At 56.3% G+C, this 15,092-nt stretch carries 15 protein-coding genes and 1 tRNA gene; 11 read left to right on the forward strand and 5 right to left on the reverse strand.

Annotation, left to right across the window (positions count from 1 at the left end; translation table 11 throughout):
• Positions 1-192 precede the first annotated feature (192 nt).
• From AC5S3R_RS11690 to AC5S3R_RS11700, 3 genes are all read right to left on the reverse strand, one after another.
• Entirely contained in the window at positions 193-909 is a 717-nt protein-coding gene (locus AC5S3R_RS11690; RefSeq protein WP_494267222.1) for a DNA methyltransferase, read from the reverse strand.
• 390 nt (positions 910-1,299) lie between these two features.
• A complete protein-coding gene (locus tag AC5S3R_RS11695) occupies positions 1,300-1,491 on the reverse strand; it encodes a type II toxin -antitoxin system TacA 1-like antitoxin (protein WP_494267223.1) in 192 nt (63 codons plus the stop codon).
• Positions 1,492-1,907: 416 nt separating this feature from the next.
• On the reverse strand, positions 1,908-2,966 hold the full coding sequence (locus tag AC5S3R_RS11700; protein ID WP_494267224.1) for a PDDEXK nuclease domain-containing protein: 1,059 nt from the start codon (positions 2,964-2,966) through the stop codon (positions 1,908-1,910).
• A 230-nt stretch (positions 2,967-3,196) separates the two neighbouring features.
• On the opposite strand from AC5S3R_RS11700, the gene AC5S3R_RS11705 reads away from it, so the two are divergent.
• Positions 3,197-3,481, forward strand: a complete 285-nt coding sequence (locus AC5S3R_RS11705; RefSeq protein ID WP_494267225.1) for a helix-turn-helix domain-containing protein — start codon at positions 3,197-3,199, stop codon at positions 3,479-3,481.
• Complete coding sequence (locus AC5S3R_RS11710) at positions 3,481-4,692, forward strand: tyrosine-type recombinase/integrase (RefSeq protein ID WP_494267226.1); 1,212 nt, start codon at positions 3,481-3,483, stop codon at positions 4,690-4,692. Before AC5S3R_RS11705 ends, AC5S3R_RS11710 begins: the two co-directional genes overlap by 1 nt.
• Before the next feature lie 72 nt (positions 4,693-4,764).
• Here the strand turns inward: AC5S3R_RS11710 and AC5S3R_RS11715 are convergent.
• Both AC5S3R_RS11715 and AC5S3R_RS11720 read right to left on the reverse strand, forming a co-directional pair.
• Positions 4,765-4,840, reverse strand: a tRNA-Ala gene (locus tag AC5S3R_RS11715).
• A 66-nt stretch (positions 4,841-4,906) separates the two neighbouring features.
• Positions 4,907-5,548: a TetR/AcrR family transcriptional regulator C-terminal domain-containing protein gene (locus AC5S3R_RS11720; RefSeq protein WP_494267227.1), complete on the reverse strand. Its 642-nt coding sequence runs from the start codon at positions 5,546-5,548 to the stop codon at positions 4,907-4,909.
• Positions 5,549-5,693: 145 nt separating this feature from the next.
• Here AC5S3R_RS11720 and AC5S3R_RS11725 point away from each other — a divergent pair, with 145 nt between their 5' ends.
• The 9 genes from AC5S3R_RS11725 (at position 5,694) to AC5S3R_RS11765 (ending at position 15,087) form a co-directional block, all read left to right on the forward strand.
• The gene (locus AC5S3R_RS11725) at positions 5,694-6,284 is read left to right on the forward strand and encodes a hypothetical protein (RefSeq protein ID WP_494267228.1); all 591 of its coding nucleotides are present in this window, start codon (positions 5,694-5,696) and stop codon (positions 6,282-6,284) included.
• 132 nt (positions 6,285-6,416) lie between these two features.
• A complete protein-coding gene (locus AC5S3R_RS11730; protein WP_494267229.1) occupies positions 6,417-6,566 on the forward strand; it encodes a hypothetical protein in 150 nt (49 codons plus the stop codon).
• A gap of 136 nt (positions 6,567-6,702) precedes the next feature.
• The gene (locus AC5S3R_RS11735) at positions 6,703-7,365 is read left to right on the forward strand and encodes a sigma-70 family RNA polymerase sigma factor (protein WP_494267230.1); all 663 of its coding nucleotides are present in this window, start codon (positions 6,703-6,705) and stop codon (positions 7,363-7,365) included.
• Positions 7,362-8,042 carry an anti-sigma factor family protein gene (locus AC5S3R_RS11740; RefSeq protein WP_494267231.1) on the forward strand — a complete coding sequence of 227 codons (681 nt, stop codon included), beginning with the start codon at positions 7,362-7,364 and terminating at the stop codon, positions 8,040-8,042. Before AC5S3R_RS11735 ends, AC5S3R_RS11740 begins: the two co-directional genes overlap by 4 nt.
• Positions 8,043-8,106: 64 nt before the next feature.
• A complete protein-coding gene (locus AC5S3R_RS11745) occupies positions 8,107-9,879 on the forward strand; it encodes a YfgM family protein (RefSeq protein WP_494267232.1) in 1,773 nt (590 codons plus the stop codon).
• Positions 9,880-9,978: 99 nt separating this feature from the next.
• The gene (gene rnc, locus AC5S3R_RS11750) at positions 9,979-10,782 is read left to right on the forward strand and encodes a ribonuclease III (RefSeq protein ID WP_494267233.1); all 804 of its coding nucleotides are present in this window, start codon (positions 9,979-9,981) and stop codon (positions 10,780-10,782) included.
• Positions 10,779-11,531, forward strand: coding sequence for a signal peptidase I (gene lepB / locus AC5S3R_RS11755; RefSeq protein WP_494267234.1), 753 nt, complete (start codon positions 10,779-10,781; stop codon positions 11,529-11,531). The genes rnc and lepB (AC5S3R_RS11755) overlap by 4 nt, the downstream gene beginning before the upstream one ends.
• A 27-nt stretch (positions 11,532-11,558) precedes the next feature.
• Positions 11,559-12,371, forward strand: a complete 813-nt coding sequence (gene lepB, locus AC5S3R_RS11760) for a signal peptidase I (protein WP_494267235.1) — start codon at positions 11,559-11,561, stop codon at positions 12,369-12,371.
• 103 nt (positions 12,372-12,474) lie between these two features.
• Positions 12,475-15,087, forward strand: coding sequence for an AsmA family protein (locus AC5S3R_RS11765; protein ID WP_494267236.1), 2,613 nt, complete (start codon positions 12,475-12,477; stop codon positions 15,085-15,087).
• Positions 15,088-15,092 lie beyond the last annotated feature (5 nt).

A 15,092-nucleotide genomic window follows, 5' to 3' on the forward strand; every position in this document is an offset into this window, starting at 1 on the left:
AATCAATACTGGCCCGTTGGGAAACCGACGATTAATACTGCGAAGCTGGCTTAGCTGAAGCCAGAATTTGCGCATATATGCTTATTCCCACCATGTCAGGCAAAGAATACGCGGGCACGGCGCGGGTCAAGGCCGATGAATCACAATTCAGGCAACAGATCGCCTTGAGGCGCGCTGGGGACGCGAGGAAACTCACTGCATGGTGGGAATGAGTACCTGAGAGGACCGCTTCTTTGCGGCGATCCTCCCCTGTACACGCTCCAGCCGGGCCGATGCGTGATTGAAATACTCACCATCCAACTCTATGCCGATATACCTGCGGCCTGTCAGCAGTGCTGCTGCGCAGGAACTCCCGCTGCCGGCGAATGGGTCGAGCACCAGTTCACCTGGAAGAGTGAAGCTGCGAACCAGAGGAGCCAGAGCCATTACTGGCTTCTGCGTTGGGTGCAGCTTGTTACCACTATATGGCATATCCATCACATCACCGAGCGGCTGCTTTGGCAGCGGCGGTCTACCCTTCGCGAGAAGGAATGCCTGCTCATGCTGATAGCTGAGGAACCTGCTCTTTGAGCTGTATGCCTTGCGGAAAACGATGTGGCCTACCGGCTGAAAACTAGCCTCCTTCCAGGCTGCGAAGAACTCATCGATCCGCGTCCAGCCATAAAACATGATGGCAACACGATCCTGCTTCAGCACGCGATACGCTTCCCGCATGGCCGGTTTGAGCCAGTCAGAGTTGCTGTCGTTCTGGATGGTGCGGCCATTGCGGTCGCGGTAATTCACCAGATACGGCGGATCGGTGAGGATGAAATCCACGCTGTTCGCAAGCATCTGACGCATGACCTGGATGCAGTCGCCCTGCGTGATCGTGTTGATGGACTGATTGCGAACTGTAGTTTGTGCTTGCATGGCTTTGATCTCCTTTGTGGTCCCGGAGTGATCTCTCAGGACACACTCCCGGAGGGCGCGAGAGATGGCCGCTCCCAAGACCCAGCGGCGCTTTTTCGGAAGGTTCGGAAAATCTTTTCCTTTGCCGTGTTCTTTGAGGGATGCTACCGAAAAGATTTTCTGAAAGCCGAAAAAGCAGAGACGCGCAGTGTCGCCGGGCGCGGCCTGTCTTTCTCTCGCGGTGCCTGAGAGAACATGCAGGACAGGAGGAGATCTATCGTTCTGCAAGCAGGGGAGAGTTTGGATCAGACACCACAGATTTGCAGGGCAATCATCCACGGACATGGAGAGCAACACTGCATAATGGTAGCATTACAGATCTGAGAATTCGGTGACCATTTCTACGGGCGCTTACTTACCGGCAATGATCCGCTGTGCGCGTTCCAGGGAGGCGAGGGCGACAAAGCTGCTGAGACTGCGGCGTTCCAGCTTCGCAGCCTTTTCCAGTAGCCGACGTTCTTCCTGGGTGTAGTAGGAAAACACTTTCGCTCCAAGTGCGGTCTTGCCGGTGCGCCGGGAAGGAATGTGTTCCTCTTTGGCCACCGTGTTTTATGGTACTACTTCACTACGCAGTGGAGGTATTATGCAAAACATCACTCGATGCAACCCTGAGGATTCAAAGCTCATTCATTGTTTATGAAGCTCGGCTCGTTACGCTAGGATGCGGCGCCGTTCTTTTGCTACACAAAGGGGCTTTTATGGCAAAGAGTAAGGAGCAAGACATTCCCCTATTGTCGGATCAACCGCAAAGAGCTCTTCTGTTCGAGTTGAAAGGGGAGCGGGTCGCCGAAGACGGAACTGAGTCGACGGCTTCGACGGAGATCTTTGCAGCTCTCAGCATGGAAGAGGTGATCGCTTACACGCGAAATCGTCAACCGGGCACCGAGATTACGGAGCTGAAGGTCCTGGGTACGGTGCAGGTACTATCTAGCTCGGAGTATCAGCGATAGCGAAAGTGCTTAGGTGTTTGAGGTTCGGTGCTCGTGCCGTTCTGCCAGTGAAGCGCGTTCTCGGTCAAGTTCCGCCCGCAACTCTTCTTCCGAGGGCAACACGAGTTTGTACTTGCTGGCGAACAACTGCTCATTCTCGTGCAGCACTGAGTAGCGCACCACAGACGCGTCTTTATGCGTGCAGAGAATGATGCCTACAGTCGGGTTGTCATCCGGCGCCCGCTTGAGATCATCCACCATCCGAACATACATATCCATCTGGCCGATGTCCTGATGGGAAAGCTCACCCGTCTTCAGATCGAACAGGACGAAGCATTTGAGCAGATAGTTGTAGAACACCATGTCGATATAAAAGTCCTTCGACTCGGTGCTGACACGGAACTGCCGGGCTACGAAAGCGAAGCCTTTCCCGAGCTCAAGCAGGAATGCTTGAAGGTTATCCAACAATGCTTGTTCGAGATCCGCTTCCAGTAACTTGCCTGTACCAGGCAAGCCAAGGAATTCCAGCATGACGGGATCGCGCACGAATTCGCGAGGATATTGCTGTAAAGGGGCCAGATTGGTAGTGGCTTCTTGTTCTACGGTTGCTCGGTCTGGGCTTGCGAGCAGGCGCTCGTAATACAGGGTTCCAATCTGCCTCTCAAGGGCACGGGTCGTCCATCCCAAGGTGGCAGTCTCGTTCATGTACCATTGCCGAGCTTGGTCGTTTTCTACCCGAAGGAGTACACGGTAATGGGTCCAGCTCAATTCGTGACGCAGTGCGTCACGAATTGGAAATGCTTGATAAAAAAGGCGCATGTAACGGAGGTTGGATGCGTCGAAGCCTTTGCCAAATTCCGCTGTCAGCGTCTCTGCCAAAGTTGGCAACAGACGTTTGCCATATTCCGCCCTCTCTGCGCCACCCTGCTCAAACTCGACAATGTGCCGACCAATTTCCCAGCAGGTCTGCACCTGAACCACGTCCGCAGTTCGCAGGATCTTCTGGCGGGCCTCCTGAATGATCTGGCGGAGGCTGCCCAGCAAAGGTTGAAGACCGTCCTGCGATGTTTTGACTAGCTGGTCGCTCATGTCGTGTTTCCTCTATCTATCCCATTTTAGAGTTGTTCTACTCGGATTCCTTCCGTGCATGCTCCGAAAGCGGTGTCCATTCAGGACACCGAGCGGAAAGTTTTTCCACGTTTTCTGCTTCCCATACGGCCTACGCTTCTTATCGACACGACCGGACGCGACTTTTCGCAGACCGGCTCAAGTCTGAGGTGAGCCCTCTGTAAGAGTGCAGCGTTCGACGGAGGATGGAAATGGGCGACAACGGAACAGGAAAGCAGAACGGACGTGAGGAATTCGAGCGGCTGCTGGATAGCCAGGAAGTCGCCGAGTTGATGAAGGTGCATCCGGAGACAGTGAAGAGGCGTGCCCGGAGTGGAGAAATTCCAGGGATCAAGTTCGGAAAACTGTGGCGCTTCCGAGCCTCTATCCTCGAAGCCTATGTGCGCGAAATGATGCAGGAAAACGCGGACATAAGCGATGACGATATGGCACCATTACACCCAGCGGTCCGTGCCACTCGAAACGGGAGAAACTAATGTTTCGAAGGACACGGTATCAACAGGGAATGTTAAGCCGCGTAAAGAGAAAGAACGGCCCGGATTGCTGGGCATTTCGCTGGTGGGATGTGGATACCAGTGGAAAGCGGGTACGCCGGACGAAGACTCTGGGAACGGTGAAAGAGTATCCGACCGAGACCAGCGCCATGCGGGCTGTGGAGGCTTTACGCATCACCATTAACGAAGAGCAACCGGAGCAGGGAAAACAACCCCTGACTGTGGGTGCTCTCATTGCTCACTTTAAGCTGCACGAACTTGGTCCAATGGAGAAGGTAGAGGTGGAAGAGGACGTCGAGGATGGCCGGTCCTATGCTACGCGGACGACTTACTCAGATATCCTCGATGCCTATGTTCTTCCGAAATGGGGCGATGTCGATGCGCGTAAAGTGCGAACAGTGCTGGTGGAGAAGTGGCTTCGCAATCTGGAGGCCAGCAAGAGCAAGGAGAACCTGTCGCGAGGGAGTAAAGCGAAGATTCGGTCTGTCATGAGCGTTCTCTTCAATCACGCCATCCGCCACGAGTTGATGCCGCAGGGCAGCAACCCGATCACGATGGTGCGGCAGAGCGCGAAGCGAATGCGGATTCCCGACATTCTCGAAGCCGGGGAGCTGGTTCGTCTGTTCGATCACTTGTCGCACCGGGAACGGGTGATGGTGCTGCTCGACGCAGTCACCGGACTCCGCCGAAGCGAACTGATGGCTCTCAAGTGGCTGGATGTGGACTTCGAGCAGTTGGAGCTTTCCGTTACGCGTTCTATCTACCGGCAAGTGGTGGGTCGCTGCAAGACGGAGATCTCGCGCAAGCCGATTCCTCTCGATCCGTGGATTGCGGAGGAACTGCTGACGTGGAAGAGGGCGACTCCCTACAACCAGCCGGAGGACTGGGTCTTCGCCAGTACGCGGAAGCGGGGCAAGCAGCCCTACAGCCCGGACTCTTTGCTCAAGCGGCAGATTCGTCCTGCGGTGAAGCGGGCGGAGATTCCGAAACACGTCGGATGGCACACTTTCCGACGCACCTTCTCAACCTTGCTGAAGGCCAATGGCGAGGACATTAAAGTGGTGCAGGAGTTGCTGCGTCACGCCACGATCAAGATGACGCTGGAGGTGTACGCGCAGGCGGTCACGCCGGCCAAGCGTCAGGCTCAGTCGAAGCTGGTGGGGCAGTTGCGCCAGAAGGTTGAAGCACAATGAGGCGGATTCTTAATGGACCTTTCAGGACCTTTAAGAATTCAAGGCAAAAACCTGTAAGTTGTTGAGATGATTTGGTGGACCTGATCGGGATCGAACCGATGACCTCTTCCATGCCATGGAAGCGCGCTCCCAGCTGCGCCACAGGCCCACATAAGGAGAGATGTAACTTTTCTATTTTCTCTGTTTATGCTCGATTCGTCAATCTGCTGCGCACTTAATTTGCTAAAGTCGCTTCTAATCCATTCACAACAATCGAAACGCCCTCGGTGAAACGAGAATCATAATTGGTAAACATGTCTGCACCAATGGCCGCGGCGAGCGGATAAAGCTCTTGATTGAGGCGCTTCTTCCGCACCTCTAATACGACATATTCCGGATGCTGTTCGCCCGTAGCCGTCTGTGTAGCTTGTTCCTCAATCACAAACCCGACCGTGTAACAGTAAAGCGCGCCGATTCCGACAGCGGCTTGCCGTAGCGTAAATCCAGCGTCCATAAATTTGCGCAGGCTATTATCCATCGCGGCGTACAGCTTGTTATCTGTCAAAAGCGTTCCGCTTGCCATTCTGGCTCCATCGCGGTGGCGCAGAAACGCCTTGCGGAGTTCGGTGCAATACGTGCACGCCCACTCTCGCCAGGTTGGCAGTTCCTGCCATGTCGCTTCGTCTGCAACGGCTTCCAGCAGGACTTGCGTCCCCATTTCATCGAGCAGATCCTGCTTGTTCTTAAAATGCCAATAAATAGCAGGTGCCTGCACTTCCATCCGGGCCGCCAATTTGCGCAGGGTAAGTCCTTCCAGCCCTGTTTCATCTAAAACAGCAAAAGCATGGCGCAAAATAATCTGTCGGTCGAGAGACATAAAAAAGATTCTAGCAAATTGGACTTAACAGTGTTAAGGTTAATTTAACGATGTTAAATTGGGGCAGGAATGAAAGCAGCAATCGTCAATACACGCGGTCAACCGCCCCAATATTCAACCTTTGCGGAACCTCAGCTTCAAGAGAATGAAGTTATTAGTCCATGTACATGCTGCTGGACTACATCCTCTCGTCAAGGCCGTAGCTGCGGGCAAGCATTACTCGTTTACCGGAGAAATCCCTATGATTCCCGGTGTGGATGGTGTGGGCACGCACGAAGACGGCACTCGCGTTATGTTTGGCAATGTGCGCAAGCCCTGGGGGACCATGGCTGAGTTTGCCGCCGTTCCGCGTTCCACCCTTATTCCGCTTCCGGAGGGAATCGATGACGCAACAGTGGCGGCTATAGGCACCCCCGGAATGTCAGCCTGGGTGTCTCAAAAGCGGGCGGGATTACAGGCGGGCGAGACTGTGGTGATCCTGGGAGCAACGGGCGTTGCCGGTCAGCTTGCTATTCAGGTGGCGCGGCTCAATGGAGCCAAGCGCGTAATTGCTGTTGGCCGTAATGTGGATGCGCTGAGCGGAGCGAATGTGGATGCGGTAATTGGGCTCAGCCAGCCGGAGGAGGCAATTCGCGATGCCTTTGTGGCGGAAGCGGCTGCTGGAATCGATGTTGTTATTGATTATTTGTGGGGCCGGCCAACGGAGCTTTTACTGGAAGCGCTTGGCAAGGGATAACATGCGGCAGCCACGCATCCCACTCGCTTGGTGGAGGTTGGAGAAAGCGCAGGTCCCACCATTACTCTGCCTGGCTCTCTGTTGCGCAGCGTAGATCTGACACTTCTTGGAAGTGGGTTAGGTGCAGCCAAGTTGGACGAGATTTTTTCGGCCATTCCAAAGCTCTTTGATGCTGCGGCTAAGGGAACCCTGACCATTGATGTTGAGAAGATTCCCCTCACTGACGTGGAAGCTGCCTGGAGTCGAAGCGACAAGGGCCGCCGGATCGTTTTTACGCTCTGAAAGCAGTTCTTCGTCCGTCCGCACCGCCTTCAGGAACTCTTTCCCTCCTCCTGGTGTCTAAATTAGGAGGTATGCTGCAGAGCGTGCCTCTGGTGCGTTAAGGTGGAGGGAAGAAACTTTGCAGGCGGACCTCACCATGGGCAATTTGGCCAGCGCTATTGCGCTCCACTCTGACGAAGCAGCTCTTGTAGAGGAGTTGCGCGCCGGCTCGGAAGAAGCCTTTGCCTGGCTCATTGCGCGCTACCATCAGCCGATTTATTCGCTTCTCGCTCGTACGGTGCAGAACCACGCCGATGCCGCAGACCTTACGCAGGAAGTTTTCGTGAAGGTCTTCCGCGGAGTTTCAGGTTTCCACGGTGAATCCTCTCTTCGTACATGGATTTACCGCATCGCTCTGCGCGAAGCCTCTAACCAGCGCCGCTGGTGGATGCGCCATAAGCAGCAGGAAGTGCCTATCGAGATGGAGATTAACGAAGGCGACTCCAGTACCCCCACGCGTCTGAAAGAGATGCTCGTGGACCCATCGGAATCTCCTTTCGATCTCGCCTTGCACCAGGAAAACCGCGTTCGGGTGGAAGCCGCTTTGGCGCAGGTTCCTGAGCCGTTCCGCACTACGCTCATTCTGCGCGACATAGAAGGCTTTGTTTACGAAGAAGTGGCTGAAATGCAGGGGGTAAACCTCGGCACGGTTAAATCCCGCCTTGTGCGCGGCAGAGCCTGTCTCAAGACGATTCTTACCGGCCAGACCGCCAGTAACGAAGGCAAGCATGGATTCATTCTAAGAGAGGAGGCGCAATGAACGGCTGCACTGCTATACAGGCAAAGTTTTCCGAGTATCTGGACAGCCGTCTCACTGGCGTCGAGATGCAGCGCATCTCCTCTCATGTGGCAGGCTGTGCCAACTGCGCTGCCGAGTTTGCTGCGCTACGCCATGCACAGGCCTCTCTAGCTGCCCTTGGCCCCGTTCCTGAGCCAGTGGACCTGCTTTTACGTGTGCGCGTGGCCGTTAGTCATGAGCGTGCACGCAGCCGCCAGAGCCGCTTCCATGGCTTGAGGCTTGTGTGGAGCAATACTGTTGGCCCGTTTTTGCTGCAGGCCTCGGCGGGCTTTGCCAGTGCTGTGCTGCTGCTGGGAACGGTTGCCGTTATGGTGGGGATTGTTAGTAACCCGCCCGTGGCGCAGGCCGGCGATGTGCCGCTTGGTGATTCGACGGCCCCACGTATGCTCTATTCCATTGGAGACACAGGGGATACGGAAATTGCCGCGCTGCCAGCCCCGATTGTTGTGGAGGCCTATATCAGCGGCGAGGGCGCCGTTTACGATTTTCGCATCGTTTCCGGCCCGGATGACACAGCCACCCGCGCCAAAATCGCTGATATTCTGCTGGTTCGCAAGTTCGAGCCCGCTCGTTTCTTTGGTCAGCCTGTTCGCGGTCTTGCCGTGCTGTCGTTCTCTGGCGTCTCTGTCCGGGGATAATTTCTGAAACTCCCGTTTGACCCTGCTTCCTCGTCTAAATAGACTGCAAAGCAGGGTTAAATTCATGTCGTTTCGCTCGTTTTCGCTCTCCACTGCGCTTTTGCTTCTTTCCGTCGTTCCGGTTCTCTCCCACGGGCAGTCACCTTCGAGCTCGCAGAGTTCGTCGTCCTCTGCGCCTGTGCCCAGCATCCAGCGTGAGAAAGCTCCATCGCTCATCGATCCGGCAGGTCCGACGATCTCGCTTATCAGCTCCGAGCCGGTCTTCTTTATGGCCTCCGCGCTGAATATGTGCGGATATGACGAAGGCCTGGAAGACAGCTCGCCTATTCGCAAGAAGATTCGCGACGAGTTGAACTCTACCCTGACGCAGAGTGAAGATGCTCGCAAAAAGCGGGATGCTGTATGTCTCTACATTGCGCAGCACCGCCTTACAGGGACGGAACACGATATCTCGCAGTACATTTCGCTGGCGCTTTATCTGACGCCTCCTCCTGAGCTTGAGACCTCCGTTGAGCTCACCGAGATGCCGCCTGATGCTACCCAGGTGGCGGAGCTAGCACCCCTGCTCAAGGACTTTGCCAATGCCGTGGATCTGCACGGAATCTGGCTCACCTTGCGCCGCTCTTACGATGACGAAATCAACGCCGTCCACGATCCACTGTCGAAAATGATCGTCGATACGAACCTGTACCTCAAGATGCCGGCATCCACTTATGATGGACGCCGCTTCGTTGTTGTCGTGGAGCCGATGCTTTCTCCCAGCGTCACCAACGCTCGTGTTTACGGTACGGATTATGTCATCGTTCTCTCGCCCGTCAATGGCAAGATTCGCATGAATGACGTGCGCCACACTTATCTGCACTACATGATTGAGCCGCTACTGTTCTCACGCGCCAACGCGGTAGATCGTACGCAGCCCATTCTTAAGGTGATTCGCGACGCGCCGCTCGACTTCCGCTATAAATCCGATACTGTGCCGCTTACCATTGAGTGCCTCATTAAGGCCATCGAGGCGCGCACGATGGATACTGGCATTCCTGACTACAAAATTCCCGCAGGTGTGGACCGCTCTGAACTGCCCAAGTATGAAGGTGAGCGCCACGTGGTCGAATTGAAGCAGGAGGCCGTGCGTGTGGCTACTGTGCGCCACGACATGACGCAGGGGTTTGTGCTTACGCAGTATTTCTACGAGCAGATGGTCCAGTTTGAGAAAGACCCCGCCAGCCTTCGCGACACTATCGGCGAAATGGTTTACTCCATGGATGTGGATCAGCAGGTGAACCGCGCTAAGCATCTCGAATTTGACCAGCAGGCAGATGAAGATGTGCTCTCGCGCTCTAAGCTCCGCAAGCTGGAAGGGCTTGACCTGGCAGAAGCGAAGTTGCAGGCCGGGGATGCCAAGGGCGCAACTTCTCTTGCTACGCCGTTTCTGAACGAGAACAATCCCAACAGTCTGCAGGCAACTGCCGATGCGGCTCGCGCTAACTTTGTCCTTGCACGCGTCGCCATTATGAATGGCCGTGCCGATGAAGCAGCTTCCCGCTTTAAGACCACAATCGATACCAGCAAGGAGCCGCGTCTGCTTGCCTGGTCGCATATCTATCTTGGCCGCATGCTTGATCTCTCGTGCAGACGGGACGAGGCGGTTGAGGAGTACAAAGATGCGCTGGCCAGTCGCGATGGCCAACAGGATACCCGCATTGCCGCCGAGCGTGGAGTCAAGACCGCCTACGCTGTAAAGGGACATACCTGCCAGGAAGACGCAGACGATGACAATCCGAAGGCCGACCCCAAGGCCGCGCCTCAAACCAAACCAGCCGCATCCAACCCGCAATAAGCATTCAAGGCGCGCCGGGAAGCAATCTTCCATACCGGCGCGTCCATCCAAGTACACTGGCATTCGCCGGGTTACACAAAAACTGCCGAGGAAGAGCGCATGGAAGCACTTGTGAGCGAACTGGAAGCTGTGCTGGGCCACACTTTCGCCCAGCCTGAGCTTCTGCTGCGTGCGCTTACGCATCGCTCATTGGCGCATGAAAAATGTAACGAGCGGGCCCCCGGCGACAACGAGCGCCTGGAGTTCCTCGGCGATGCTGTTCTTGGGCTTGTTGTTGCGCAAACCCTCTTTGAAAAGAATCCTGACTGGACCGAAGGCGAGTTGACCCGCATGCGCGCCCAGCTTGTGAGCCGCCAGCACGTGGCGCAGGTTGCTACGACGATCAATCTTGGCCGCCATATTCGTCTTAGCAAGGGCGAAGATCGCAGCGGCCTTCGCCGTAAGGGAACTGTACTTTCCAATACTATGGAAGCCGTTCTCGGCGCGCTCTTTCTCGATGGAGGTCTTGAGCCTGCTCGCGCTTTTGTCCGCCGTGTTGTCATGGGTGAAGCCGCTGAGCAGTTGGCGCGCGAGCTTCGCTCCGGCGCGGCTCTTGGCAACTACAAGTCGGCTTTGCAGGAGCATCTGCAGGGAACCCATGCCGGCACGCCTGTCTATCGGGTGAAAAGCGAGTCTGGCCCCGATCATCGGAAGAAGTTTCTTGTAGAGGTGCGTCTCAAGCCGCTTACTGCGGAGGGCGGCGCTTCAGAGCCGGGCAAGCCGTTAGCCCGAGGTACCGGCAGCACGAAAAAGCATGCGGAGCAGGATGCCGCCCGCCGTGCTCTGGCTAAGCTGACAGGCGTTAAAACCGCTGGTGCAAGCAAAAACGGTGCTGCATTGGAAGCAGAGGAACCTGCAGAATGACGGCTGCGTGGAAACATCTGCGCCTGCATCTGCCCACCGTGCCGGAAGCTCTCGCGTCGCTCCTGCGTACCATGGTTGTTGCTCTCTTTCTGCTTACCTTTCTGCTACAGCCGTTCCTCATTCCGTCAGAAAGCATGGAGCGTACGCTGCTGGTTGGTGACTTCCTGCTTGTGGACAAGCAAATCTTCTCGCCTGCCGGCGCTCTTACGCACTGGCTCATGCCTTACCGGGAAGTCCAGCGCGGAGACATCGTGGTTTTCCATCATCCCCGTCCGCCGCTGCTGGTCAAGCGTGTTGTTGGACTGCCCGGAGACCGCATCCGTATTCGCGATGGCCGCGTTGTCGTCAACGGTACGCCGCTCAATGAGCCCTATGCTGCCTTTGAGCCCGCGGCGCTTAACCCCTCACTCTCGAACTTTCCAGCTATGCTTTATTCTGATCCGAGTATCGACCTCGACTGGTGGCACGCACAGCAAGCGCTCATCCACAACGGTGAACTGATGGTGCCGCAGGGGCGCTATTTTGTGCTCGGTGATAACCGAAATCATTCCAGCGATTCGCGTTTCTGGGGGCTGGTTCCGCGGCAGGCGATTGTCGCCCGCCCGCTTGTTATCTACTTCTCGCTTATGCGGCCGTCCACGACTGATATCCAGCAGGCCGCCGATGATAAACTCAACCACGACAGCGAACTTACCGCAAAGCTTGCCGGATTTGCCCGCTGGAACCGTATCTTCCGCGTCGTCCATTAAGATTTGCGCCAGTCGCCCGAGCCAAGAATGACGAAGAATACAGCTATCGAAGCCGCCGCAGAACAGAAAACCGGAGAGACTATCTTCGAGGCCATTGCCAGTTACGCGGCTGTCCTTGTTGTGGGCCTCTTCATCCTCACCTTCCTCGGCCAGAATTTCGTTATTCCCTCCGGCTCCATGGAGCACACGCTTATGGTCGGCGACCACCTTCTCGTCGACCGCATCACCCTCTCGCCTGGACATAACTGGTTTCCGCTTGTCCACTACCGCGAGCCGCAGCGTGGTGACATTGTCGTCTTTCTCAAGCCTGTTGCGGATGAAGTTCCAGGTCAGGACCAGCCGCAATATCTCAACCTGGTCAAGCGGCTTGTTGGTGTACCCGGTGACCACATTCATCTTCACGACGGCATGGTTTACGTGAACGGCGTGGCGCAGCCACAGGTAGCCACGGCAGAGCAGTCTCCGGCCTATCCTGAGGAGCAAGTCTTCCTCGACGAATTTCCCTCTGTGCCGCCCGTCCCCGAGCCCGGCAACTACAAAACCGAGCAGTGGGCGCAGGAGCTTCCTTCGCACATAGAAAACGGCGAGCTAGTCGTTCCTCCCGGCAAGTACTTCATGATGGGCGACCACCGCCACGACTCCGCTGACTCGCGTTTCTGGGGCTTCGTCCCGCGGGAAAACATTGTCGGACGGCCGCTCTTTAATTACTGGTCTTTCAAAACGCCCGATGGCCAGTTGGAGCAGCCCGGTGTTGGTCACCAGATTTCCTGGATCGGCCATGTTCTCCTGCGCTTTTTCCCGGACACCCGCTGGGCGCGCACCTTCAAAGTTGTGCGATAGCTTATGGGGACGAAGGGCGAGTGACGAAGGACGAAGAAGTACCCTAGTCCGTATGCGCTCTTCGTCTCTTGTTCCTAGTTTCACCATTTACGATTAGAAACGAATGACCCCTACTCCTCAGCCAGAGTCCTCATCCGCCATTCAACCCTGGCTCCAGCGGCATGCGCGTCTCTCCACCATCCTGCTTGCACTGGTTATTTTTTTGCTTCTGCTTGTTGTTCCGCCGTTCATCAGCATCAGCAGTTATAAAAGCCACGTTACGCAGCTTGTTGCCAGTGCGCTGGGTCGCCCAGTTCGTCTCTCTTCGGTGGAGCTGCGTATGCTGCCGCGGCCTGGTTTCATCCTGACGGATTTGACGGTGGAAGAAGATCCCGCCTATGGTTCCGAGCCTGTTCTGCACGCGAGCACGGTGGTTGCCTATGTGCATCTCTGGTCGCTCTGGCGCGGTCATCTTTCGCTCGACAAAATCTCCGTGGAGGATGCGAGCCTGAACCTTGTTCGCGCGGCGAATGGCCGCTGGAACGTGGACAGTTTCTTCCGGGCAACCTCCAATGCTGCTGCTGGAGCTGTGCCGCAGCCTGGTAAGCAGCCTCTGCTTTATCTGGAAGCCACTAACTCGCGCATCAATCTGAAATCCAGTGCGGAGAAGCTGCCTTATTCGCTCACTGGCACTGATGCTTCTCTCTGGCAGGACGATGGTGCATGGCACATCCGTCTGCGCGGCCAGCCTGTCCGCACGGACGTCAGTCTCAATGCTGCCGACACTGGCATTGTTCGCCTTGAGGCCACACTGCACCCGGAGACGACTGTGTCCGGCCAGACGTCGCGTAGCCAGATGCCGCTTCACCAGGCACAGATTCACTTGGACCTTGATTGGCGCGAGGCCCAGCTTGGGCAGCTTACACGTCTTATTCTTGGCTCGGATGAGGACTGGCGCGGTGACTTGACTGGAGAGCTGCACCTTGATGGCACGGCTGCTACTGCTAAAGTCACTAGCCGATTGCGCGCCACGGGCGTGCACCGTGCGGAGTTTCAGCCGGCCTCGCCGCTCGATTTTGATGCCACCTGCTCATTTCTTTACCACTCGGCGAATCACGATATGGGGCGTACGTTTGAGAACATCGCCTGCAACTCGCCCATTGGGCAGGGGAGACTTCGCCTGACTGGGAACATGCCTTCTGCGCCGGCGCAGCCGCATCTTACGCTAGAGTTGGACCGTGTTCCGGCGCAGGCTCCGATTGATTTGTTGCGTACACTTCGCGGTAATCTCGACCAGGGGCTTTCGGCTAATGGGGCTTTCAGCGGGAAGATGACGTATGCGCCTGCTGAAGTGGCTTCTGTTCCGGTGGTCAAGCATGCTGCGCGTTCCAAAAAATCTGAGCGCGTTGCTCCTGTCTTCAATCCGCTTGAAGGGATTTTTACTGCGGAAGACGTGAAGATTTCTGGCGAGGGAATTTCTACGCCGATTGATGTTTCGAAAATTACGCTGGAGCCTGCTCCTGCTGAGCCCGGTCAGTCTGCTGCCCTTGCTGCGGCTGTTTCTATTCCTGCAGGAGTTGCGGCTCCGTTGGCTGTGAATGCGCGCCTGATGCGGTCCGGTTTTGCGGTTACGATTCGCGGTGCGGCGACGCTGGCACGGCTGCGGGAACTGGCCCAGGTTGCGGGAATTGCGCAGTCCAAGGCGATGAGCCAGCTTAGCGGTGCCCCTGCGGCTCTTGACCTGCGCATTGAAGGGCCGTGGCTTGCCAATGCGGCGGAGAGTTCTGCAACACAGCCTGCGGATGCCTCTGCGCGGGATGATTCGGCTAAGAAGCTTACTGGGTCCATTGCTTTGCACAACGCTGCATGGAAGCCGGATTTTCTGGCGAGTCCTGTTGAGATAAGCAGCGCTACGCTGCGTTTTGAAGATGGACAACTGAAGTGGGACCCGGTTGCCTTTGCTTACGGTCCTGCTGGGACGCAGGTGAAGGGAACTGCTACGCTTTCGCAGCCCATTGCCTGCACGGTTGCGGTGGTTTGCACGCCGCGTTTTACGCTGCACTTTGCTGCGCTCAATGCGACTGAGCTGCAATCGGCGCTGCTTGGCGCGAAAGAGCAGGGGACTCTGCTTTCCACGCTGCTTGACCGCTTCCGTTCGAATCCCGCACCTAACTGGCCTGTGCTCCAGGGGAGCGTTCAGGCGGACAGTTTTACGGCGGGTGTGTTTACTTTCAGCGCGGCTTCTGCTGATTTGCGGATTGAGCCATCTGCGGTGAAGATTGCTGCGTTTACTGCCCGTGCGCTGGGTGGGCAGGTTCACGGAACGGGTTCTCTTACTGTTCTTGCGAAACAGGATGGCAAGCCTGCTTATATGCTGGATGCTTCGTTTGCCGGTGTTAACCCCGCGCAGCTTGGGCAACTGGTTGGCGAGAAATGGAGCGGCAGCGCTATCAGCGGCTCCGGAACGCTTGGTTTCTCTGGTTTCACTGCGCAGGATCTGGCTGCCAGCGCGCAGGGAAGCCTGAGTTTTGATTGGCGTACAGGGAGAATGGGACAGGCGGTTAATTTTCCGCTCCTCACTAGCTTTACGCGGTGGAACGGTGTGGCGAAGATTGAGAAATCTGCGTTGACGCTTGGTGAAAATCATGTCCATAGCGGCTCCAGGGTTGCATCGGCGGCGGGCGGGATTACGTTTCTTCCTGAAGCAAGGGCGACACTTACGACTCCGCGCCGTTAAAGCGG

The sequence above is a fragment of the Occallatibacter sp. FHG110214_02 genome (assembly GCF_059115385.1).

Coding starts and splice junctions, on each gene's coding strand:
- AC5S3R_RS11690 (WP_494267222.1), bottom strand. CDS start 909: ATGCAAGCACAAACTACAGTTCGCAATCAGTCCATCAACACGATCACG.
- AC5S3R_RS11700 (WP_494267224.1), bottom strand. CDS start 2,966: ATGAGCGACCAGCTAGTCAAAACATCGCAGGACGGTCTTCAACCTTTG.
- AC5S3R_RS11705 (WP_494267225.1), top strand. CDS start 3,197: ATGGGCGACAACGGAACAGGAAAGCAGAACGGACGTGAGGAATTCGAG.
- AC5S3R_RS11710 (WP_494267226.1), top strand. CDS start 3,481: ATGTTTCGAAGGACACGGTATCAACAGGGAATGTTAAGCCGCGTAAAG.
- AC5S3R_RS11720 (WP_494267227.1), bottom strand. CDS start 5,548: ATGTCTCTCGACCGACAGATTATTTTGCGCCATGCTTTTGCTGTTTTA.
- AC5S3R_RS11725 (WP_494267228.1), top strand. CDS start 5,694: ATGAAGTTATTAGTCCATGTACATGCTGCTGGACTACATCCTCTCGTC.
- AC5S3R_RS11735 (WP_494267230.1), top strand. CDS start 6,703: ATGGGCAATTTGGCCAGCGCTATTGCGCTCCACTCTGACGAAGCAGCT.
- AC5S3R_RS11740 (WP_494267231.1), top strand. CDS start 7,362: ATGAACGGCTGCACTGCTATACAGGCAAAGTTTTCCGAGTATCTGGAC.
- AC5S3R_RS11745 (WP_494267232.1), top strand. CDS start 8,107: ATGTCGTTTCGCTCGTTTTCGCTCTCCACTGCGCTTTTGCTTCTTTCC.
- rnc (WP_494267233.1), top strand. CDS start 9,979: ATGGAAGCACTTGTGAGCGAACTGGAAGCTGTGCTGGGCCACACTTTC.
- lepB (WP_494267234.1), top strand. CDS start 10,779: ATGACGGCTGCGTGGAAACATCTGCGCCTGCATCTGCCCACCGTGCCG.
- lepB (WP_494267235.1), top strand. CDS start 11,559: ATGACGAAGAATACAGCTATCGAAGCCGCCGCAGAACAGAAAACCGGA.
- AC5S3R_RS11765 (WP_494267236.1), top strand. CDS start 12,475: ATGACCCCTACTCCTCAGCCAGAGTCCTCATCCGCCATTCAACCCTGG.